The sequence below is a fragment of the Paraburkholderia sp. genome (assembly GCF_024281035.1).
In the GTDB taxonomy this organism is placed as follows: domain Bacteria; phylum Pseudomonadota; class Gammaproteobacteria; order Burkholderiales; family Burkholderiaceae; genus Paraburkholderia.
Map to the genome: position 1 here is coordinate 13,053 of NZ_JAMXLH010000066.1, position 22,258 is coordinate 35,310.

19 protein-coding genes and 1 riboswitch are annotated in these 22,258 nt (G+C 65.4%); of the genes, 11 read left to right on the forward strand and 8 right to left on the reverse strand.

From position 1 onward, the window contains the following. Positions 1–8: 8 nt before the first annotated feature. The 3 genes from Q0L30_RS21325 to hrpA form a co-directional block, all read right to left on the reverse strand. Positions 9–830 (reverse strand): EI24 domain-containing protein, encoded by an 822-nt coding sequence (locus Q0L30_RS21325; RefSeq protein WP_296660830.1) that lies wholly within the window; start codon positions 828–830, stop codon positions 9–11. Positions 831–1,056: 226 nt separating this feature from the next. Further along, the gene (locus Q0L30_RS21330; protein ID WP_296660833.1) at positions 1,057–2,070 is read right to left on the reverse strand and encodes a beta-propeller fold lactonase family protein; all 1,014 of its coding nucleotides are present in this window, start codon (positions 2,068–2,070) and stop codon (positions 1,057–1,059) included. Between the two features lie 160 nt (positions 2,071–2,230). Beyond that, a complete protein-coding gene (gene hrpA, locus Q0L30_RS21335) occupies positions 2,231–7,066 on the reverse strand; it encodes an ATP-dependent RNA helicase HrpA (RefSeq protein ID WP_296660836.1) in 4,836 nt (1,611 codons plus the stop codon). Positions 7,067–7,089: 23 nt separating this feature from the next. Here hrpA and argA point away from each other — a divergent pair, with 23 nt between their 5' ends. Both argA and Q0L30_RS21345 read left to right on the forward strand, forming a co-directional pair. Continuing rightward, the gene (gene argA, locus Q0L30_RS21340) at positions 7,090–8,469 is read left to right on the forward strand and encodes an amino-acid N-acetyltransferase (RefSeq protein WP_296660839.1); all 1,380 of its coding nucleotides are present in this window, start codon (positions 7,090–7,092) and stop codon (positions 8,467–8,469) included. Between the two features lie 63 nt (positions 8,470–8,532). Beyond that, positions 8,533–8,808 (forward strand): oxidative damage protection protein, encoded by a 276-nt coding sequence (locus Q0L30_RS21345; protein ID WP_293034265.1) that lies wholly within the window; start codon positions 8,533–8,535, stop codon positions 8,806–8,808. 117 nt (positions 8,809–8,925) lie between these two features. On the opposite strand, the gene Q0L30_RS21350 is transcribed toward Q0L30_RS21345, so the two are convergent. The 4 genes from Q0L30_RS21350 to Q0L30_RS21365 form a co-directional block, all read right to left on the reverse strand. Beyond that, a complete protein-coding gene (locus Q0L30_RS21350) occupies positions 8,926–9,405 on the reverse strand; it encodes a metallophosphoesterase family protein (protein ID WP_296660843.1) in 480 nt (159 codons plus the stop codon). 111 nt (positions 9,406–9,516) lie between these two features. Next, complete coding sequence (locus Q0L30_RS21355) at positions 9,517–9,891, reverse strand: cupin domain-containing protein (RefSeq protein ID WP_296660845.1); 375 nt, start codon at positions 9,889–9,891, stop codon at positions 9,517–9,519. Beyond that, positions 9,888–11,273 (reverse strand): FAD-containing oxidoreductase, encoded by a 1,386-nt coding sequence (locus tag Q0L30_RS21360; RefSeq protein WP_296660848.1) that lies wholly within the window; start codon positions 11,271–11,273, stop codon positions 9,888–9,890. Before Q0L30_RS21360 ends, Q0L30_RS21355 begins: the two co-directional genes overlap by 4 nt. 271 nt (positions 11,274–11,544) lie before the next feature. After that, the gene (locus Q0L30_RS21365; protein WP_293034269.1) at positions 11,545–11,739 is read right to left on the reverse strand and encodes a hypothetical protein; all 195 of its coding nucleotides are present in this window, start codon (positions 11,737–11,739) and stop codon (positions 11,545–11,547) included. 867 nt (positions 11,740–12,606) lie between these two features. Between Q0L30_RS21365 and Q0L30_RS21370 the strand changes: the two genes are divergently transcribed. Continuing rightward, entirely contained in the window at positions 12,607–12,879 is a 273-nt protein-coding gene (locus Q0L30_RS21370; protein ID WP_293034270.1) for a hypothetical protein, read from the forward strand. Positions 12,880–13,051: 172 nt separating this feature from the next. Here Q0L30_RS21370 and Q0L30_RS21375 read toward each other — a convergent pair whose 3' ends face one another. Further along, positions 13,052–13,237, reverse strand: coding sequence for a hypothetical protein (locus Q0L30_RS21375; RefSeq protein ID WP_296660851.1), 186 nt, complete (start codon positions 13,235–13,237; stop codon positions 13,052–13,054). A gap of 962 nt (positions 13,238–14,199) precedes the next feature. Between Q0L30_RS21375 and Q0L30_RS21380 the strand changes: the two genes are divergently transcribed. The 8 genes from Q0L30_RS21380 to Q0L30_RS21415 all read left to right on the forward strand — a co-directional run bounded on the left by Q0L30_RS21380 (position 14,200) and on the right by Q0L30_RS21415 (position 21,814). Then, on the forward strand, positions 14,200–15,273 hold the full coding sequence (locus tag Q0L30_RS21380) for a LacI family DNA-binding transcriptional regulator (protein ID WP_296660854.1): 1,074 nt from the start codon (positions 14,200–14,202) through the stop codon (positions 15,271–15,273). Between the two features lie 106 nt (positions 15,274–15,379). Next, positions 15,380–16,489 carry an ABC transporter substrate-binding protein gene (locus Q0L30_RS21385; protein WP_296660857.1) on the forward strand — a complete coding sequence of 370 codons (1,110 nt, stop codon included), beginning with the start codon at positions 15,380–15,382 and terminating at the stop codon, positions 16,487–16,489. 49 nt (positions 16,490–16,538) lie between these two features. Then, positions 16,539–17,363: an ABC transporter permease gene (locus Q0L30_RS21390; protein WP_296660860.1), complete on the forward strand. Its 825-nt coding sequence runs from the start codon at positions 16,539–16,541 to the stop codon at positions 17,361–17,363. 20 nt (positions 17,364–17,383) lie between these two features. Further along, positions 17,384–18,274: an ABC transporter permease gene (locus Q0L30_RS21395; RefSeq protein ID WP_296660863.1), complete on the forward strand. Its 891-nt coding sequence runs from the start codon at positions 17,384–17,386 to the stop codon at positions 18,272–18,274. After that, the gene (locus Q0L30_RS21400; RefSeq protein WP_296660867.1) at positions 18,271–19,311 is read left to right on the forward strand and encodes an ABC transporter ATP-binding protein; all 1,041 of its coding nucleotides are present in this window, start codon (positions 18,271–18,273) and stop codon (positions 19,309–19,311) included. Before Q0L30_RS21395 ends, Q0L30_RS21400 begins: the two co-directional genes overlap by 4 nt. A gap of 54 nt (positions 19,312–19,365) precedes the next feature. Continuing rightward, on the forward strand, positions 19,366–20,193 hold the full coding sequence (locus Q0L30_RS21405; RefSeq protein WP_296660869.1) for a phosphodiesterase: 828 nt from the start codon (positions 19,366–19,368) through the stop codon (positions 20,191–20,193). A 198-nt stretch (positions 20,194–20,391) separates the two neighbouring features. Beyond that, a complete protein-coding gene (locus Q0L30_RS21410; protein WP_296660871.1) occupies positions 20,392–21,603 on the forward strand; it encodes an MFS transporter in 1,212 nt (403 codons plus the stop codon). A gap of 73 nt (positions 21,604–21,676) precedes the next feature. After that, complete coding sequence (locus tag Q0L30_RS21415) at positions 21,677–21,814, forward strand: entericidin A/B family lipoprotein (RefSeq protein ID WP_296660874.1); 138 nt, start codon at positions 21,677–21,679, stop codon at positions 21,812–21,814. A gap of 178 nt (positions 21,815–21,992) precedes the next feature. After that, positions 21,993–22,122, forward strand: a riboswitch (TPP riboswitch). Positions 22,123–22,258 lie beyond the last annotated feature (136 nt).

The window sequence follows — 22,258 nt, forward strand, 5'->3', positions numbered from 1 at the left end:
GGGCACCGTCAGGGCACGGCGGGCACGTTGTGCTGCGCCTCGGCGCGCATGCGCTGGAGCGCGCGCAGGCAGTAGTTGCCGAACCATAGCGCCGTGAATACGAGAATGAATGCGTAGATCCAGATGGTCAGCGCGGCGACCGCCGGAAACAGCACGACGAGCCACGCCGACGAAACCCAGATCGCCGTGGGCAGCGAGCCGAGCAGCCCGCTCACGATGCCGATCGTGAGCAGCGGCAGCCGATAGCGGCGCACCAGCGCCCGGCGTTCCTCGGCGCTCGCGTGCAGCGCGAGCGCGTCATAGGTCATCACGCGATACGTGAGCCAGCCCCACAGGAGCGGCGGGATCAGCGCGAAGAACGGCGGCACGAGCCACAGCGGCAGCGTGACGATCATGAGCACGATGCAGACGAGCGTGGTCCACAGCGAATACACGAGACTGCCGTACCAGCTTCCGCCGCGCCGCATTTCGAGCGTCGCGTACTGCCGGGCCGACAGATAACGGATCACGCGCGGCATCGAGAGCGCGACGATCAGCAGCAGCACGGTCACGACGATCAGCGGAATGGCGACGGCAATCACGACGAGCGGCGCAATCACGGCGCGCATCGCGCCGAAGCCGAGCCAGTCGAACAGGTGATAGAGCGTGGACGTGAACCCCCAGTTCTGGAGCCAGATGCGCGCGGTGTCGATCAGCGGCTGCCAGAAGGCGTAAAGCAGACCGCCCCACACGATGGCCGCTACGAGAAACGGCAAGAACGTGAGCCACAGCATGACGGGGTGAAACGCGCTGGCAAGCGCGCGTCCGAACGAGCGCATCAGATCATTCATGCGGGCGGAGAACGTCGACAGGATAGGTGAAGAACACGGGATTCGTGGGCGCGATTGACTATAGCCCGAAGCATAAACCAGCGCGCGCGCGGCGGGTGAAGCGGGACGAAACCTCCGCCCTGCTGCTTTGCAGCGCGCGAGCTTCGCTCCCGCCGCCCGCGCCCCCTCCGCTGCGCTCAGTTGCGCTCAGTTGCGATTGCGCAACCTCAGGCGCAGTCAGGCAAAATCACGCGCCGTTCGGCGCCATGACGGGCGCGCGGTCGTAGAAGTAGATGCCGTGCGGCGAGCGGCCCACGGGAATCGTCTTGATGAGCTTTTTCGTGTGCATGTCGATGACGCCGACTTGCTTCGCGAAGCGGAACGTCACCCACAGATAGCGCTTGTCGGCCGAGAGTTCCATATCGTCCGGCCCCGGCAGCAGGTCGCCGATCTCGCCGGTTTTTTCGAGCGCGACTTCGTCGACGATGCTGATCGTGTTCGACACGCGGCTCGACACCAGCACATGGCGGCCGTCCGCGAGCGAGCGGAAGTTGTGCGCGGCCCTGCCCACCGCGATCTGCTTGACGATCTTCTGGTTGCGCCAGTCGACGACGGCAACGTAGTCGGCGCCCGTCATGCCGACGAGAAGGTACTTGTCGCCCGGCGTGAGCCACAGGCCCGCGGGCGCGGAGCCGACCGGCATTTTCCACAGCACCTGCTGCGAAGGCAGATCGACGGCCGCGATCTCGCCCGACGACTGGAGCGACACGAACACCGTGCGGCTGTCGCGCGTGAATGCGAGGTGGCTCGGCATGGCCGAGAGCGGCAGACGCTTTGCGACCGTGAATACGGCGCCGCCCGCGTAGTGATAGATGTCGAGCCGGTCGAGGCGCAGCGCGGTCGTGACGAACCACTTGCGGTCGGGCGAGAAACCGAGCTGATACGGATCTTCGACGTTCTCGACGAGCAGTTGCGGCTTGCCGGTTTGCGGATCCACGAACAGCAGATTGTTCGAGACCGAATTCGCGACGATGAGCGAGCGGCTGTCCGGCGTCGGAAAGAGGTGATGCGGCTCCTTGCCGGTCGGCACGGTGCCCATGACCTGATGCGTCTGCGAATCGATCAGGCTGAGCGTGGCGTCGCCCGAATTGAGCACGATGATGTTGTTCGCGTGCGCGGCCAGCGAGACGAACGATGCGCAGACCAGTGCGCCCGCAGCGGCAAGACGGCCGGCGGCGCGGCGAAATTCGGAGTTACGCATGGGAATTCACGAGGCGGGAGGAGCGTGATTGTAGATCGGCCAGTTTGTCGCAGGATGGCCGGGCTACGGCGAAACGCACCTTATGCGGCAAACCGTCGCGCGCCCGCGACACAGACGTTCTTACCCCCATTGAACGTCCGCCCCGCGCACGCGTTTGCCATCAGCGCTGCATCGATTCCCAGACCTTGTAGAGCCGCTTGACCGACACGGGCATCGGCGTGCGCAGCTCCTGCGCGAAAAGCGAAATACGCAGTTCCTCCAGCAGCCAGCGGAACTCCGAAAGCCGCGGATCGAACACGCCGCCGCGCTGCGACAGCGCACGCTGATACTGCTGCAGGAGCGGTTGGAATTCGGCGAACTGGCGGGCGTCGCGCGCAGCGTCGGCGCGCAGCTTGTCGATGCGCAGCGCAATGCCCTTCAGATAGCGCGGAAAGTGCACGAGCTGCGCATAAGGCGTATCGACGATGAAGCGCTTGCCGGTCAACGCATCGAGCTGGGCCTGCATGTCGACGGCGGCCTGGCCGAATGCCCTGGCCTGCACGAGCTTCTTCGCCACGCTCGCGTATTCGGCAAGAATCTGGCCCACGAGCCGCGCGATCTCCTGCGCGAGCAGCGAGAGGCGTCCGCGGCCCTCGTCGCGGCGCGCGTGAAAAGCGGCGTCGTCAGCGGGAAGCGGGTCCTGAAGGCAGGCACGGTCGAGTGCGAGTTCGATCAACTGATCGCGCAACTCTTCCTGCGTCGCGCGCGCCATGAAATGCATCGCCATCTCGCGCAGCCCGGGCAGGTTCTTCTCCAGATAGCGGATCGGCTCGCGCAACTGAAGCGCGAAAAGACGTCGCAAGCCCGCGCAATGAATGCGCGCCGCTTCCTCGGGCGAATCGAACACTTCCACGTCGCAATGCGTGCCGCGATCCACGAGCGCCGGGTAGCCGAACAGCGTCTGTCCGCCCCGGCGGATTTCCAGCAGTTCAGGCAGCTTGCCGAAATTCCAGGTCGTGAGGTTCTCGTAGAGCGCCGTGGCCGTGACCACCGGTTCTGCCGCGTCGGACGGCACGCTCGTGCGCGCCGCCGCGCCCGGCTGCACGCGTTGCTCGGGCAGGCTCTCACCGGTCTGCGCGACCTGGGCCGTTGCGCTCGCAGCGAGTTTTTGGAACTGCTGCTGTGCCTGCGCGCCCAGTTCGGCGCGCAGTTGCGCGAGATTGCGGCCCATCGCGAGCTGGCGTCCGTGCTCGTCGATCACCTTGAAGTTCATGAACAGGTGCGCGGGCAACGTTTCCAGCTTGAAGTCCGCCAGCTTCAGCGCGATCTGCTTCTGCTCGCGCACATCCTCGATCAGCGCTTCCAGCAGACCGCGTGCGCCGAAGCGCTCGCCTGACACCCGCTCGGCGAAACCCGCCGCGTAGTCGGGCAGCGGCACGCAATGGCGGCGCAATTTCTGCGGCAGCGACTTCAGCAGCAGTTGCGCCTTCTCCTTGAGCATGCCCTGCACGAGCCACTCGCAACGCCGTGCATCGACCTGATTGAGCGCGTAGAGCGGCACCGCGAGCGTCACGCCGTCGCGCGGCGAGCCCGGCTCGAAGTGATACGTGAGCGCCATCGCGACGCCCGACATCGTCATGCGCTTCGGGAACAGATCGGTCGTGACGCCCGCCGCCTCGTGGCGCATCAGGTCGTCGCGCGAGAGATACAGCAGGCGCTGCCTGTCCTCGGGCTGGCCGCTCTTTTTGACTTCATCGCGATACCAGCGCTCGAACGATGCGCCCGAGTAAATGCCCGCGGGAATCGCCTGATCGTAGTAGCCGTAGATCAGTTCGTCGTCCACCAGCACGTCCTGGCGGCGCGACTTGTGCTCGAGTTGTTCGATATCGGCCAGCAGCTTGCGGTTGTGCGCGAAGAACGCGAGCTTCGTGTCGAACTCGCCTTCCACGAGCGCGCCGCGAATAAAGAGTTCGCGCGCGCGGACCGGATCCTGCCTGCCGAACGCCACACGACGGCGCTGATACACGGGCAAGCCGTAAAGCACGCCGCGCTCGTAGGCGCTCACCTGGGCCGCACGTTTTTCCCAATGCGGCTCGGAAAGCGACTTTTTCAGCAGATGCGCGCCGACCTTTTCGAGCCACTCGGGTTCGATCTTCGCGATACAGCGCGCGTAGAGGCGGCTCGTTTCGACGAGTTCGGCGGCGACCACCCAGCGCCCCGCCTTCTTCACGAGCGCCGAACCCGGCCACAGATGGAACTTGATGCCGCGCGCGCCGAGAAAATGCGGCTCGTCGTCGGCTTTCAGGCCGATATTGCCGAGCAGGCCCGTCAGCAGCGCATGGTGGATCTGCTCGTACGTCGCCACCGATTCGTTGATCCGCCAGCCGTGCTCGCGCACGACCGTCAGCAGTTGCGAGTGAACGTCGCGCCACTCGCGCAACCGCAAATGCGAGAGGAAATTCGCACGGCACGAATCGATCAGTTGCCGGTTCGACTTCTTGTGCGCGACGGCCTCCTCGAACCAGGCCCAGATCTTGAGCCACTGCAGGAATTCGGAGCGCTCGTCGGCGAAACGGCGGTGCGCCTGGTCGGCCTGCTCCTGCGCTTCGATTGGCCGGTCGCGCGGATCCTGCACCGATAGCGCGCTTGCGATGATGAGCACTTCGCGCAGCGACTGCTCGTCGCGCGCGCCGAGAATCATGCGGCCCACGCGCGGATCGAGCGGCAGGCGCGCGAGTTCGCGCCCGAGCGGCGTCAGCGCGTTGTCGTCGTCGACGGCACCGAGTTCGCCCAGCAGTTGATAACCGTCCGCAATCGCGCGGCCCGGCGGCGGCTCGATAAACGGAAAGGTTTCGATCGCCGTGAGATGCAGCGATTTCATACGCAGAATCACCGTCGCGAGCGACGAACGCAAAATTTCCGGATCGGAAAATTTTGGACGCGAAAGGAAATCCTGCTCTTCGTACAGGCGGATGCAGATACCGTCCGCGACGCGGCCGCAGCGGCCCGCACGCTGGTTCGCGGCGGCCTGCGCAATCGACTCGATCTGCAGCTGCTCGACCTTGTTGCGGTACGAATAGCGCTTCACGCGCGCAAGACCCGTATCGACTACATAACGGATGCCCGGCACCGTGAGCGACGTTTCCGCGACGTTGGTGGCGAGCACGATGCGGCGCGCGTTCGACGGCTTGAATACGCGCTCCTGCTCCTGGGCCGAAAGCCGCGCGAAGAGCGGCAGGATTTCCGTGTGCGGCGGATGATGCTTGCGCAGCGCCTCGGCGGCGTCGCGAATTTCGCGCTCGCCCGGCAGGAACACGAGCACGTCGCCCGAACCTTCGCGGCACAGTTCGTCGACGGCGTCGACGATCGCATCCATCAGATCGCGATCGCGCGCCGAGTCGCGCTGCGGCTTGCCTTTTTCGCGCCCCGTCGTGCCCTGGGCAGCCTTCACCGCCGGACTGTCCTCGACCACCGGCCGGTAGCGCACCTCGACCGGATACAGCCGCCCGCTCACCTCGATCACGGGCGCGGGCGTCTCCTCGCCGCCGAAATGGCGCGCGAAACGGTCGGCGTCGATGGTCGCCGACGTCACGATGAGCTTCAGGTCCGGCCTGCGCGGCAAGATCTCTTTCAGATAGCCGAGCAGGAAGTCGATGTTGAGACTGCGTTCGTGCGCTTCGTCGATGATGATCGTGTCGTAGGCCTTGAGCAGCGGATCGGTCTGCGTCTCGGCAAGCAGGATGCCGTCGGTCATCAGCTTGACCGAGGCGCCCGGCGAGAGGTTGTCCGTGAAGCGCACCTTGTAGCCCACCACCTCGCCGAACGGCGTGGCGAGTTCGTCGGCGATCCGGCGCGCGGTGGCCGACGCCGCGATCCGGCGCGGCTGCGTGTGGCCGATGAGCCCCGTGCCGCCCGCGCCCAGGCCGCGCCCGAGCGCGAGCGCGATCTTCGGCAACTGCGTGGTCTTGCCCGAGCCGGTCTCGCCGCTCACGATCACGACCTGGTTTTCGGCGATGGCGCGCGCGATTTCCTCGCGGCGGCCGCTGACCGGCAGCGCCTCGGGGAATTTGATGGGCGGAACGGGATTCAGCTCGACGACGCGGCGCGCGGGGCGTTCGGTGCGCTCCTTGTGTTCTTTGCGTTCCTTGCTTTCCTTGCGTTCGCCGTTTGCGGCGGGCGCAGGCGCGGGCACGCCCGCCTGCGGCGGCGCTTCGCGCGAGACGCGCGCTTCGGCCGGTTCAGGCGCGCGCGCTGCCGTGCCCTGCGGCTGGCGAGGCCTGGCGTCGCGCGATCCTGGCGAAGACGTGCGCAGCGCCGGCTGTTGCGCGCGCGGCGCGGCTGGCCGATCGCCCGACGGCTTCGGCGGCTGCGCGTCGCGCCGCTCGGTGTGCGCTCCGCGTGCGGGCGACGGATTGTCGTTGCGCGGCTTCGCGGGTTGCTCGCGACGCGGTTTATGTTGCTGAGGCTGCGGTTGTTGCTGCGGTCGTGACTGTGACTGCGGCTGCGGCTGCGATTGCCGCTGCGGCTGCGGCTGCGATTGGGACTGCGGTTGCAGTTGCGGTTGTGACTGCGACTGCGGTTGTGACTGTGACTGCGGCTGGGATTTCGCCTGTGCCACTGCCTGCTGCCCCGCCTGCCGCTCGCGCGGGTGCGCCGGTTGCACGCGCTCGCTCCCGGATTTCGCCTGCGGTTTCGCTTGCGGCTTCGCTTGCTGCTGCATTTGCGGCTGCGTTTCAGGCTGCTTTTCGCCCGTCGCGGGCTGCTTTTCGCGCTCCGCGGGCTGTTGCCGCGGCTGCGGCTGAGCGAGCGGTTTATCCGCGCGCTTTTGCTGGTTGCTCGCGCCGCCAGGCGGTCCGCCACGCACGAGTTCCGCGAGCCGTTGCGCCGACGCCGGCTTCGGCGCCTCGGCATAGCGCTGCGCGCCACGTTTTTCGTGCGCACCATCGCGCGCCGCGCCGGTCTCGTCGCGGCTGTTGCTGCCCTGCCCGCCGACAGGTCTTTTGGGTACATTCGACATGGGGGCGCATTATAATCCCGGGCATGAATTCCCAAACCGACCTCGTCCCCGCGCCCGCAGGCTCGCCGGCTTCCTCCGGCGCCGCGGAGTCCGTCTCGCAGCACGCGCAGTTCGTCGACTGGATGCGATCGGTCGCACCCTACATTCACGCGTTCCATAACAAGACGTTCGTCGTCGGTTTTGGCGGCGAGGTCGTGCACCAGAATCTGCTCAACGCGCTCGTCGCCGACATCGCGCTGTTGCAGGCCATGGGCATCCAGATCGTGCTCGTGCACGGCTCGCGCCCGCAGGTCGAGGAGCAGATGAGCCTGCACGGCGTCGAATCGGAGTTCTCGCACGGCATGCGCATTACCGACGCGCGGGCGCTCGAATCGGCGAAGGAAGCCGCGGGCGAAGTGCGTCTCGACATCGAGGCCGCGATCAGCCAGGGTCTGCCGAACACGCCGATGGCGCACGCGCACATCAGCGTCGTCTCGGGCAACTTCGTGACGGCGCGGCCCGTGGGCATTCTCGACGGGGTCGACTTTCAGCACACGGGTCTCGTGCGCAAGATCGACGCCGACTCGATCAGACATTCGCTGGCGAGCCGCAAGCTCGTGCTGCTCTCGCCGCTCGGTTTCTCGCCGACCGGCGAGGCGTTCAATCTGTCGATGGAAGACGTTGCGTCGGCTGCAGCCATCGGGCTGCGCGCCGACAAGATTATTTTCCTTACGGAAACACCGGGCCTCATCGACGCGGAAGGCGAGTTGATCCGTGAACTGTCGCTCGACGACGCCTACAAGCTGCACGAAAGCGGCACCGTGCTCGGCGACGCGGCCTTCTATCTGAAGCACTCGATTCGCGCGTGCCGCGGCGGCGTCGGCCGTGCGCACATCATTCCGTACGCGCTCGACGGCAGTGTCCTGCTCGAACTGTTCCTGCACGACGGCGTGGGCACCATGATCTCGTACGAGAACCTGGAGAGCCTGCGCGAAGCGACGCCCGACGACGTCGGCGGCATTCTCACGCTGATCGAACCGCTCGAAATGGACGGCACGCTCGTGCGCCGCGGCCGTCACCAGATCGAGCGCGACATCGACCACTTCTCGGTGATCGAGCACGACGGCGTGCTGTTCGGCTGTGCAGCGCTGTATGCGTATCCGCAGGAGCGCATCGGCGAGATGGCGTGCCTGACCGTGTCGCCCGAAGCGCAAGGCGCGGGCGACGGCGAGCGCCTCCTGCGCCGCATCGAGCAGCGCGCGCGGGCGCGCGGCCTCACGCGCATCTTCGTGCTGACGACGCGCACCGAACACTGGTTCCTCAAACGCGGCTTCGTGAAGGCAACGGTCGACGACCTGCCCGAAGATCGCCGCCGGCTCTACAACTGGCAGCGCAAGTCGCTCGTGCTGATGAAACAGCTTTGAGCGTCCTCATCTACCGATGAAGCGCGACACCCCCCACACAAACGACTACAGGAGTAGCACAGCATGGCCCGTATGATCCAATGCGCAAAGCTCGGCAAGGAAGCCGAGGGTCTCGACTTTCCGCCGCTGCCCGGCGAACTCGGCAAGCGCATCTATGAAAGCGTTTCGAAGGAAGCCTGGCAGATGTGGCTCAAGCACCAGACCATGCTGATCAACGAAAACCGCCTGAACATGGCCGACCCGCGCGCGCGTCAATACCTGATCAAGCAGACGGAGAAGTTCTTCTTCGGCGACGGCGCCGACCAGGCAGCGGGCTACGTGCCGCCGACCGAGGGCTGATCCCAGCCCCGGCCTCGCCCACTCGCGACAGGCCGCCCGCCGGCATGAAGAAATCCGCGCCCCCAGCGCGGATTTCTTTTGTGCACTCTTTTTGCACTGTTTTGCGGCAGTAGCGCGTTACGCGACTAGCTGCGCATGCTCGACGCCTAGTTCGCCCGATTTTCCGATGATCAACATCGCGGCCGAAACGGGCAATCTGAAACGGCGTGGCCCTGCGCTGCCCGGATTCACATAGAGCACACCATCGCGAACCTCCAGCGAAGGCTTATGTGAATGGCCGCTCACGACCACTGCGACGCCCGTGCTCACGGGATCGTCGCGCAGGTCCCGTAATTCGTGCACGACCGCGATCTTCACCCCGCCGAGTTCCAGCACCGTTTGCAGCGGAAGCGCTTCTGCCCATGCTCCGCGATCGTTATTGCCGCGCACGGCGGTCAGCGGTGCAATCGCGCTGAGTGCGGCAAGCACGGACGAATCGCAAATGTCCCCCGCGTGAACGATCGCGTCACAGCCGGCAAGAAAACGCAGCAGTTCGGGCCGAACCAGATTGTGCGTATCGGAAACCAGGGCAACGCGAAGCGAGTTTTGTGCGCGCATGGGTTGTGCAGATGCGGTCTGGCACGCGAAGCGCGTGCAAATGGGGCTCAGGCGCGATTATTGTCGACGGTGTTCAGCGCCTGGGTACGATCGGAAACCCACGACCCGGTTTCAGGCCTCGCCCTCAGCCGCGCCCTCGTCCGCACTGAAGTAAACGGTGAGCCAGACGGTCGGCACCGTCTCGTCGGTCCATGCCACGCGATGCCGGCAATGTGCAGGAATATGCACGTAGTCGCCCGGCAGCAACTGACGCCGAACGGGCATGTCGGCTTCGAATTGCAGGGCCGCGGCGCCAGTCAGCACCACCACCCATTCTTCGCGCGGATCGTCGTACCAGAATCCATCCGGGTTCGCCTGGCCTGTCGATATGATCCGCTCGATCACCAAACCGCGCCGCGTCACCAGCCGGTCGAAGCGCTCGTCGGTCGCTTCGTGCTCGATGCCCACGAACAGGTTGCCGGACGCACCCGGCGAGATCGCGCTCATTTCAGTGGCCTCAGCCCGTCGAGCAGCGTCGGCACCAGCTCGCTCACGGTCGGATGAATATGCATTGCAAACTGCAGCGTCGTGTACGGCGCATCGGCGGTCATGATGTCGATGAACGTGTGGATCGCTTCGTCGCCCTCGATGCCGAAGATCGACGCGCCCAGTATTCGCTTCGTCTGCGCATCCACCAGCGCCTTCATGAAACCGTCCGTCTCGCCGCGCTCACGGGCACGGCCCACGCGCGACATCGGCATGGTCGAAACAAGTGCAGGCCGCCCGCTCTCGCGCACCGCACGTTCGCTCATGCCCACGCGCGCGAGCGGCGGATCGACGAACACCGCGTAGGCCGGGATGCGCTTGTCGGCACTGCGATTCCCGCCATCGAGCAGATTGGCCGCGATGATTTGATAGTCGTCGTATGAGCTATGCGTAAACGCGCCGCGCCCGTTCACATCGCCAAGCGCCCAGACGCCTTCGACCTTCGTGCGCAACTGTCCGTCGACCGGAATGATGCCGTGCGCGTCGCGTGCGATGCCCGCCGCTTCCAGCCCCAGATCATCGGTGTTCGGGATGCGTCCCGTCGCGAACAGCAGATGCGAGACATCGAGCACACCATCGTCGAGGGCAATGCGTGTGCCGCCGTCGCCGAGCGGCTCGACGGCGCGCGGGGCCGTTCCGAAGCGAAACTCGACACCCTCGCGCGTCATCACCTCCTGTACCGCAAGGGCGACATCTTCATCTTCGCGCGCAAGCACGCGCGCACCGCGCACGAGCACCGTGACGCGGCTGCCGAACCGCCGGAAGATCTGCGCGAATTCCAGCGCGATATAGCTGCCGCCGACGATCGCCAGATGCGACGGCAGTACCTCTAGCGCAAGGATCGAGGAATTGGTTTCGTATCGGATACGTTCGAGGCCGGGAAGCGACGGCACCGAGGCGCGCGTGCCGGTATTGAGGAAAATTTCCGGGGCGTCGAGTGCGAGCGACTCTCCACCGGCTACCTCGACGCTCACCGCATGCGGCCCCGTGAAGCGCGCGTGTCCCTGAAACACCGTGACATTCGGCGTCGCACGCAGCCAGCGCTCGACGCCATCGCGCGAAGCACCGATGATGCGGTCCTTGCGCGCCTTCACGAAAGCGAGATCGACGCGCACGTCACCGTCGACCTGCACGCCAAAGTCAGCTGCATGGCGTGCGACATGCGCGGCGCGCGCGCAGGCGACATAAGCCTTGGTCGGCGTACATCCGACGTTCACACAGGTGCCGCCGAACGCAGCGCGCTCGATCACCGCTGTCTTGCGGCCGCTCTTGCCGAGGCGCACGGCAAGCGCGGGCCCGCTCTGCCCCGTGCCGATCACGATTGCGTCGAAATGTTGTGACATGCCGCCTCTCCTTCGTGAGTTTGCGAGAACGCAGTGCACTGACCGCAGTTCCGTAACGATTCGCGGCATCTTACGCCTGTCGTTTTAACGGCGGCGCCCGCGCGCACGTGTGCCGCCAGGCGGTATCCAGAGGCGCATTTTCCGTAAGGAAATCGGGAAAAAAAGAGCCGCCCCGCAGCGCGGCACGGCTCACGGACTCACGCTACAGCACTGAACAAACCGTGCCGGCGCGCGTCAGGGGATCGGGGTTTCGTATCGGCAATCCGGGGCTTCAGTGAACGCATTCACCGTGCGCAGCGCACAACAGTTCGCGCGAGCGTTGCAGAGCGGCACGCGCACTGCGCGTGGCGACGATCAGCCCGACCTGGCTCAAATTGAAGTCGGTCGAAACCATCATCTGCATTAGGTCCACCATGGGTAAAACGAGTGCAGGTTGAAATAACTGGCGTTCGATAAAGGATTTCATAATGGCTCCCGCTTCGCCATCACCTCCCGCGGGATGCCATGGCGTTTCCATGTGTGCCATTCTAGAAACCCGCCATTCCCCGATAAATGGGCCGAATACGAAGTCACTTGTCGCGCAAGATGAACAATCGACGCAGAACAGCCGCTCGGGTCCGGCAGCGCGCCGTTTTTCCGAACCAGATTCCCTTTCGCACGCAGCAGACGTGAATTCGTTTGCTGACGTTCGACGTGATGCGGCGCAGCGTACGGCTTCGCCAAACGCCTTCACATCGTCGCGACAACACGGCGTCACATCACGCAAGGCGCAGCGGTGAAGCGATCGCAAACCCTATCCGACGAAGCATGACGTGTACGCACGCTCAGCTACGTTTCTCGGGCAGCACCTGCTGCACCGCATCACCGCAAAACACGCCAATTCTTGCGATGAATTCCTGAGTCGCGCGAGCAGCAACCGGAAACGAAATCTGGCGGCGGGCATTCGTCGACCGCGCCATGATCGTCTTCGCACTTCGTCTCGCGAACCGCACCGTGACACGCCGTGCGGGCTCACGAAGGCGGCTAGCACAAGGCCTCCAGAACATCGGCGCGTGCAGCCACGGAGGACTCTTCCGTTCGTCCTACCTGGCTTCCAGATCGGCGCCAGATCGGCAACCGTGCCGCCCACAACCAGTCGGCCGCGCTGTCCCGGTTGCAGACGCAACCGTTATCACCCGGCTGGTAACGTTCGGCGCGTGAGTCTGCGGGCCGATTGACACTGAGTCGTCGCAATGCGGCGCAGCATAAGTGCGGCACATCGCGTCATCCCGATTCTTATAGGTTGCAATCACTGCCATGACGCGGCGACAATGCACCGGTATCTGGAGGATCTATGAGAGGACTCGTCCTGCTAGCCGGAGTCAGCGTGCTGGCAGCGTGCACATCGGTAACCGATGTGCACTCGCAACAAGATGGGCATTTGATCGTGACGAGCCGCGCACGCTGGAACATCGTGTCCTGGAATCGCGTGCGCAACGCCGGTATCGGCGAGGCACAGGCCTACTGCAAAAAATTCAGGAAGGAAATGCACACCGTCGAAATGCACACCGAGGGGCTGCGCGACGTAACGGCGCAGTCAGTCGTATTGATCTTCGACTGCATCTGAACCGGTACGTCCACTGCCTGGCGCTGCAGGCCGCCAGGTCCAGCAGGCCGAGCATGCCATCCGATCCGCAACCCTTTCCGTTCGCGACATCTTTCTCATTGTCGAAATAAATTATTGTCGTTCTCCCTAATATTCAGACAGCATTCCTGGGATAAACTGGCGACACATTTCGTTACGCTTCGTCGCAGGTGGTTACATGGTGACCGCATTCCTGATTGTGTGTCCGTTCGGGATTCTTGCCCTGTTTGGTTTCGCCCGGATGATCGATCCGCGCACGGGTCGATTCCGACACCGATAGTCCCTGCCGCTTCAGCCGTTGTTCGCACTGGTAGTCCGAATCACCAGCCACATCGGTCATTCGGGCAGGCGCGATCAACCGGGTTCACCGCGTGGGGTTCGTCGCCTGGTGTTCGCCGCATCGCCGCGGTGGAAACCTTCGCGCGGCAGCGCCCGTCTCCTTCCCCGTAGTTGCACGCAAGCGCAATGCGCTCGGCCTGTTGGTCCACTCGCGCCGGAGCCGCTGTCATGCGCTGCGCGCCCTTGCTACGCGACGCTTGCGCAAGCGGCACCGGTACAACACGGCTCTGTCCTGCGCACAACCCACATCGCCCATCTGGATCTCACATGTCGTCTCGTGCGATCGGTGAAGCCGACACGCACCTGAGTAGCGCTCGATACCCGCCGCGAACGATAAATTCGCATCACTAATGAGACTTGGCTAACAGACGCGCGAAGCACGTCTTGAACCGGTCGCAGAAAAAGCAAAACCCGCGAAGCCTCAGGCTTTCGCGGGTTTGCTGGATCTCCCGGATCGGGCGGGAGAATTCTTGGTGCCGGGGACCGGACTTGAACCGGCAAGCCGTTAGGCGGCGGATTTTCGTCACACCACGTCTTTCGACGCCGCGCGCATCGTTTTGTGCGCGTTCGTGCGCTGGACTATGCCTTCGCCCTAGCCACGCACAGCGTCTTGCACGCCGCGCACCGCCTTAGGCGCCCCCCGTCTAGTCTCTACACCTTCCGCGCCGCCGCGCATGCGCAGCAACCGGCTTGGCTCGGCGTTGCCTCGGTGCCGTTCGCGCTCACGCGCCGCACGGCCCAGGGGGTTCGCCGAATTTGAGGGGTTCTGCACCGGCCGTTTCCGGCCGGGCACTCAAATTTCATTTAAGTCCGCTATGTTTACCAATTTCATCACCCCGGCAAGGGCGGACGCGATTCTACCATTGCCCCACGCCGTCCCCAAACTCGGCGCGTCATCTGCACGTCACACGCTATTTCCATAATCCGCCCATTGAAAACGTTTACAACGTCCGGACCGCACACATGACGTCAACCATCAAGGATGTCGCCGCACATGCGGGATTTTCAATCGCCACCGTCTCGCGAGCGATCAACGCGCCTCACACTGTCAGCCCGGTCACGCTCGCCAAGGTGCGTCAGGCCATCGAGGCGCTGAAGTTTCATCCGAGCCCGCTCGGTCGCCAGTTGCGCGGCGAGCGCACCCGCCTGATCGGCGTCGTACTGCCCACGCTCGCGAACCCCGTGTTCGCCGAGTGCCTGCAGGGCATCGACGAGCTCGCCGCCGAGCAGGGCTTCCGGCTCATGCTGATGACCACGCAGTATGACGAGCAGCGCGAGCGCCATGCGATCGAGACGTTGCGCGCGCAACGCGTCGAGGGCCTCATTCTGACTGTCGCCGACGCGGACACACATCCCCTGCTCGACGAACTCGACGCCGACGGTCCGCTCTACGTGTTGATGCACAACGACACGAAGCGCCGCCCGTCGGTATCGGTCGACAATTACCGGGCCGCCAGCGACGGCGTGCGCATGCTGATCGCGCACGGCCATCGCCGCATTCTGATGCTCGCCGGCACGCTCGCCGCATCCGACCGCGCACGCCAGCGCCATGCGGGCTACACGCACGCGATGCAACAGGCCGGCCTCACGCCCGCGCCCGCACTGGAGATCGACTTCAATGCCGACGAACTCGCGCCCGACGTGCTCGCCCACCTGACGGACAGCCAGCAGTCTCCCACCGCCCTCTTCTGCAGCAACGATTTGCTTGCCATGGTCGTGATGCGCGGTCTGCGTCGCGCACGCATGCGCGTGCCGCAGGACGTGTCGATCCTCGGCTTCGACGGCCTCTCGATGGGCGAACTGCTTGCGCCAGCGCTCGCGAGCATCAGAACGCCGAACCGCGAGATCGGCCGGGCGGCATGGCAGAAGCTGATGGCGCGCATCGTCGGCGAATACGCTGACGCGCCGCTCGCACTCACGTTGCCGCATACGCTGCGCGAGGGCGGCACGATCGCAGCCATCGCGAACACGCCGCTCGCCCGCGCCGGTCAGGCGCCGCACGCTTCGCACGAAAGCGGCGACGCGCTGCTTCCCTGATGCTCCCCTGATCCTTTCGCCATGCCGTGCCGCCCGCAGCCCGGCGGCACAGTGCCAGCAACGCTGCTGTACCAACAACGTTTCTCACCCGACCCGGACATCCGTCATGACTCGCCGATTCGCCTCAGCTATTTCGTTATCCTGCTTTTCTGTGCGCGCAGCCGTCCACGCACTTTCCGCGTCGCTCAAGCGCGCTTCGCGTGCATTCCCGGCCGCTGCTGCCGCTGCATCGATCGCGCTCGCCGCAGGCATCGCGACGAGCACCGCCGCCCACGCTGAACCAACCGCGATCTGCTACAACTGCCCGCCCGAATGGGCCGACTGGGCGAGCCAGATCAAGGCGATCCAGAAGGAAACCGGCATCCGCGTGCCGTTCGACAACAAGAACTCCGGCCAGGCCATCGCGCAGCTAATGGCCGAAGCAAAGAGCCCGGTTGCGGACGTGGTGTATCTGGGCATCTCGTCGGCGGTCCAGGCGAAGGACAAGAACCTGGTCGCACCGTACAAGCCCGCGCACTGGGACGAAATCCCGGCGAACGAAAAGGATCCGCAGGGCTACTGGTTCGCCATCCATTCCGGCACGCTCGGCTTCCTCGTGAACAAGGACGCACTCGAAGGCAAGCCGGTCCCGACTTCGTGGGGCGATCTGCTCAAGCCCGAATACAAAGGCATGATCGGCTATCTCGATCCGTCGAGTGCGTTCGTCGGCTATGCGGGCGCAGTCGCCGTGAATCTCGCGCTGGGCGGCACGCTCGACAATTTCCAGCCCGCCTTCGACTGGTTCGGCAAGCTCAGGGCCAACCAGCCCATCGTGCCGAAGCAGACGGCCTACGCGCGCGTGCTCTCCGGGGAGATTCCAATCCTGCTCGCCTACGATTTCGACGCCTATCGCGCGAAATACAAGGATCACGCGAACGTCGAATTCGTGATCCCGAAGGAAGGCACGATTTCGGTGCCGTACGTGATGAGCCTCGTGAAGAACGGCCCGCATGCCGACAACGGCAAGAAGGTGCTCGATTTCGTGCTCTCCGACGAAGGCCAGAAGCTGTGGGCCAATGCTTATTTGCGTCCGGTGCGCGCAAGCGCGATGTCGCCGCAGATCGCCGCGCAATTTCTGCCCGCGAGCGAGTACGCACGCGCGAAACCGGTTGACTTCGCGAAGATGGCGGCGCAACAGCAGGCGTTCGGCGACCGTTATCTGCAGCTCATGCACTGATCCCTCCACGCACCGATACGCATCGATACACACCGATACGCTCACCGACATGCACGACATCACCTTTCCCCTGCGCTGGCGCGCGGCGCTCGTTGCACCGGCGCTCGTGATCTTCCTCGCGTTCTGGCTGCTGCCGATGGCCGCGCTCGTCCAGGTGAGCGCGGACGGTCATTTCGTCCAGACTTATCGCGCGCTTCTCACGAATAGCCGCTACATGGAGAGTCTCGCCGCGACGATCGCACTGTCCGCAGCCGTCACGGCGGCAACGCTCGTGCTCTCGACGATCTGCGGCATGCTGCTCGTGCGGCGCCAGTTTCCGGGGCGCTCCGCGCTCGTCGCGTTGCTCACGTTTCCGCTCGCGTTTCCGGGCGTCGTCGTGGGCTTCATGGTGATCATGCTCGCGGGTCGTCAGGGGCTGATCGGTGCGCTCGCGCTGCCTCTCACCGGCGAGCGCTGGGTATTCGCCTATTCGATGGCCGGGCTCTTCGCGGGTTATCTGTACTTTTCGATCCCGCGCGTCATCGTGACGGTGATGGCCTGCGCGACGAAGCTCGATACGTCGCTCGAAGAAGCCGCGCGCTCGCTCGGCGCCACGCCGTGGCACATCGTGCGCGATGTGATCCTGCCCGCGCTCGCGCCGGGCCTGATCGCGGCGGGTGCCGTGTGCTTCGCGACGGCCATGGGCGCATTCGGCACGGCGTTCACGCTCGCCACCGACATCGACGTCCTGCCGATGACCATCTACACCGCGTTCACCCTCAACGCGAACATGGTGACGGCTGCGGGCCTGTCGATCCTGCTCGGGCTGGTGACCTGGGCCGTGCTCACCGTCGCGCGCAGCCTGACCGGCTCGGCTGTCGCGGCCACCGCATAAGCGATATCGGGGAACCGCACATGAACTCAGTCGTCACTCCGGTCGCATCCACCGCACGGAGGCGGCTCGCGCCGCCCTCCGCCCGCACATGGCTCGCGTTCGCGCAATGGTGCGTCACGCTTGCCACCTGTGCATTTCTGATCGTGCCCGTCGGGATGTCGATCGTCGCCGGCCTCACGGTCAACTACTTTCGCGGCATCTCGAGCGGCTTCACCTTGCGCTGGCTCGATCAGGTCTGGACGCAGTATCGCGAGTCGGTGTTCCTCTCGCTCGAAATCGCCGCCGCCACGCTCGTCATCACACTCCTCGCCGGCGTGCCCGCCGGCTACGCACTCGCGCGCAGCCGCACGCGTCTCTCGCGGCTGATCGAGGAACTGCTCGTCATGCCCATCGCGCTGCCGGGCCTCGCCTCCGCGCTCGCGCTGCTCGTGGTCTACGGCGGCTTCACGGCGTTTCGTTCGAGCACCGCGTTCATCGTGGTCGGCCACGTGGTGTTCACGCTGCCGTTCATGGTGCGGCCCGTCGCGGCCGTGTGCGCTTCGGCGGACCTGCGCACGCTCGAAGAAGGCGCCGCAAGTCTCGGCGCAACCTTCATCCAGCGTTTTGTCACGATCGTGCTGCCCAATGCGCGGGCCGGCATCGTCGCGGGCGCGCTCGCGGTGCTCACGCTCTCGATCGGCGAATTCAATCTCACCTGGATGCTGCATACGCCCGACACGCGGACACTGCCGGTCGGCCTCGCCGACGCCTACGCGTCGCTGCGCATCGAAGTGGGCAGCGCCTACACGATCCTCTTCCTCATGATGACTCTGCCGTTGCTCGTGGCGATGCAATGGCTCGGCGTGGACGCATCGGGCGGCCAGATCAACCGCAAGGCCCGCAAGCGCCATACCAACAAGGATTCCCGATGAAACTCGATTCCATACCGATCACCCTCACGCGTTGCGCGAAGACGTTTCGCGGCGCGCGCGTGCTGGAGCCGCTCGATCTTGCGATTGACGCGGGTGAAACGCTCGTACTGCTCGGGCCCTCCGGCTGCGGCAAAACGACGACGCTGCGCCTGATCGCCGGGCTCGAATCGCCCGACTCGGGCGGCAGCGTGAGATTCGGCGACGACGACGTAACCGCCCTGCCCATCGAGCGCCGCAAGGTCGGCATGGTGTTCCAGAACTACGCGCTCTTTCCGAATCTCACGGTGCGCGAAAACATCGGTTACGGCCTCAAGATCCAGAAAGTGCCGTCCCACACCGCACGCGAGCGCGTCGACGAACTGTTCGCAATGATGCGTCTCGAAGCGCACGCCGATAAAAACATCGGCCAGCTTTCGGGTGGTCAGCGCCAGCGCGTCGCGCTCGCCCGTGCGCTCGCGTCGCGTCCGCGCGTGCTGCTGCTCGACGAACCGCTCACGGCCCTCGACGCGCGCCTGCGCGATGCGCTGCGCAGCGACATGAACGCGCTGCTGCGCGAACTCGGCGTGACGACCGTCTACGTCACGCACGATCAGGCCGAAGCGATGGAGCTTGGCGACCGCATCGTCGTGATGAGCGCGGGCCGCATCGAGCAGATCGGCACGCCGCGCGACATCTACTATCGTCCGGCGAGCCGCGCGGTCGCGCAGTTTGTCGGCACGCTTAACCGGCTCGCGGGACAATGGCAGGACGGCCTGCTGCGCACGACCGGCGGCGCCGTACCGGCCGCCGCGCCGCACATGGCGGGTGCGAGCGAGCTGTATTTCCGCCCCGAGGACGCCACGCTCGCCGATCCCGCCACCGCGCACCTGCGCGGCGTGATCGGGCGCACGACGTTTCTCGGCGAACGCACCCGCCTGACGATCGAGGGCGCGACGCACGACGCGCTCGTCATCGACGTCGCCGGGCGCGTCGAACTGGCTCCCGGCACGCCGGTCGGACTTTCAATCGCAGCCGACGCACTGATCGCGCTCGCATAAATTCTGGCGACAATTGCATTTACGACAATTGCGCCTTACCCGGAGAGAACACCCATGCTGCTCGCCCAGATCAGCGACCTTCATATCAAGCAACCCGGCGTGCTCGCCTACCGGCGCGTCGATACAGCGGCGCGCCTCTCGCGTACGATTGCGCGGCTGAACGCACTCGCGCCGCGCCCGGACGCGGTCGTCATAACCGGCGATCTCGTCGACCGCGGCTCGACCGAAGAGTACCTGCACCTCAAGGCGCTGCTCGCCCCACTGGAACTGCCGTACTGGCTCATGGTCGGCAACCACGACGCACGCGAAGCGCTGCGCGAAGTCTTTCCCGAGCGCGCCGAACTGCGGGCGGGCGGCGAGTTCGTGCAATATGCCGTCGACATCGGCGAGATGCGTCTGATCGCGCTCGATTCCATGCAGCCCGGGCAAAGCGCCGGCACGCTGTGCGCGCAGCGGCTCGCATGGCTCGCGGAGCAGCTCGACGCCGCGCGCGGGCGTCCCGTGATCGTCGCGCTGCATCACCCGCCGTTCGATTGCGGCATCGGCCACATGGACGCGATCCGGCTCGATGACTCAGCGGCGCAGGCACTGGCAGCGCTGATCGCGCAGCATCCGAACGTCGAGCGCGTGATCTGCGGCCACGTCCATCGGCCGATGTTCGTGCGCTTCGGCGGCACGATCGCTTCGACCGTGCCCGCACCCGCGCATCAGGTGACGCTCGATCTCGCGCCCGGCGCGTCCTCCTCATTCACGCTCGAACCGCCCGCGTTCGCGCTGCATCGCTACGATCCGCGCGGCGGCCTCGTCACCCACCACGCTTACGTCGACGAATCGGAGGGCCCTTATCCGTTTTACGAACCCACGGGCGGCCTGATCCCCTGAACGCAGCGCGCGGGATGCACACGGGTACGTACAAGCCGTGCGCATCCCGCGCGCAACTCGCTGATTTCCGCGCTGGTATCGGCGCTGGTATCCGCGCTGGTATCCGCTATTCGCAGGCGAAATCGCGCTCGCTCCGGTATGATCGGCACCCTTGATTCCAGCCCTTCGTTTCGCCGGGTGCCGCCCGCTCCTGACCCCATGTCCACTTCCGTTTCCGCACCCGCTGGCGACAACCAGTCATTGCGCAGCCTCCTGCTCCTGCTGGCGACCATCGCGGGCGTCTCGGTCGCGAGCATCTATTACAACCAGCCGCTGCTGGACGATTTCCGCAGATCCTTCCCCGAGAATTCCGCGTGGATTGGCGCAGTGCCCGCCGCGACGCAGCTCGGCTATGCCGCCGGGATGCTGCTGCTCGCGCCGCTTGGCGACCGCTTCGACCGCCGCCGCCTGATCCTCATGCAGATCGCGGGCGTCTGCATCGCGCTGCTCGTCGCGGCCACGGCGCCGAACCTTGCCGTGCTGATCGGCGCGAGCCTCGCGATCGGTGTGCTCGCAACCATCGCGCAACAAGCCGTCCCCTTCGCCGCCGAGCTCGCGCCGCCCGAGGCGCGCGGCCACGCCGTGGGCACCGTCATGAGCGGCCTGTTGATCGGCATCCTGCTCGCGCGCACGGTGGCCGGGTTCGTCGGCCAGTACTTCGGCTGGCGCGCCATGTTCGGCGTTTCCATCGTCATGCTGCTTGCGCTCGCGGTCGTCGTCGTTCTGAAACTGCCGCGCAGCCAGCCCACGTCCACGCTCGGCTACGGCAAGCTGCTCGCCTCGATGTGGCATCTCACCGTCGAATTGCGCGGACTGCGCGAAGCCGCCACCACGGGCGCGTTCCTGTTCGGCGCATTCAGCATGTTCTGGCCCGTGCTCACGCTGCTGCTCGCGGGCGAGCCGTTCCATCTCGGGCCGCAGGCGGCCGGACTCTTCGGCGTCGTCGGCGCGGCGGGCGCCATGGCCGCGCCGGTTGCGGGCCGCTTCGCCGACAGGCGCGGCTCGCGCGCCATCATCACGATGTCGCTCTGGCTCATGGCGCTCGCCTTCGTGATCTTCGCGTTTTCGGGCAAGAGCCTCCTCGGGCTCGTGATCGGCGTGATCGTGCTCGACATCGGCGTGCAGGCCGCGCAGATTTCGAACCAGTCGCGCGTCTACGCGCTGCGCCCCGAGGCGCGCAGCCGCGTCAATACGGTCTACATGGTCGCGTACTTCATCGGCGGCGCAGCCGGGTCCGCGGTCGGCGTGACGACCTGGCACCTGTTCGGCTGGGTCGGTGTGTGCATCGCCGGGCTCGTGTTCACGGCGCTCGCGGGCTGGGTTCACGTGGCCATGCGCCCTCGCCCGGGGCAACGCGCCCAGGTGTCGTGACGAGCCCGGGCTCGAGCGCCCGGGCATGCCGCATGCGGCACGGCGCGTGACCTGATGCGCCGGAGGAACGCTCATGAAACGCCTGATTGCATTGATGCTCATCGCCGCCTCGGCGGGCACGATCGCCGCCTGCAATACCGTTGCGGGTGCCGGGCAGGATTTGTCCGCAGGCGGTCACGCCATCACGAACAGCGCGGAAATGGCGAAATAACCGGCGCAATAACCGGCGAAGTAACCGCCGACGTCACGGAAAATCGCGCAAAAGCGATCGCGACCTGTTTCGGCCCGCAGCATCCGGCCAATTCACTTTGCAAGCGCGCCGCCATCGGCACCACAGACAGGGGCAAGCGTCACTTGCCAGATTGTCGCAACGCGGTGTATTGTTTGCCCTGCTTACGCGGGGGTCCTGCGTCATGCGCCGTGACGAACGAAAGTCGAGCGGCGTATTGCGCGGGTGAGAAATACCCTTTGAACCTGATCTGGATAATGCCAGCGCAGGGATGCGTCCGGATTTCGCGGCAGCACCGGCCTCACCTCTTCATCGCGAAATTCGTCCACGTTCCGTCTCGCCTCCTGCTAAGCCGTAGTTTTCACATCGCTTTGCATGAGACCAGCGTCAGGCGCTAAAGCGCCGACTCTGGTCGACCGCCGTACC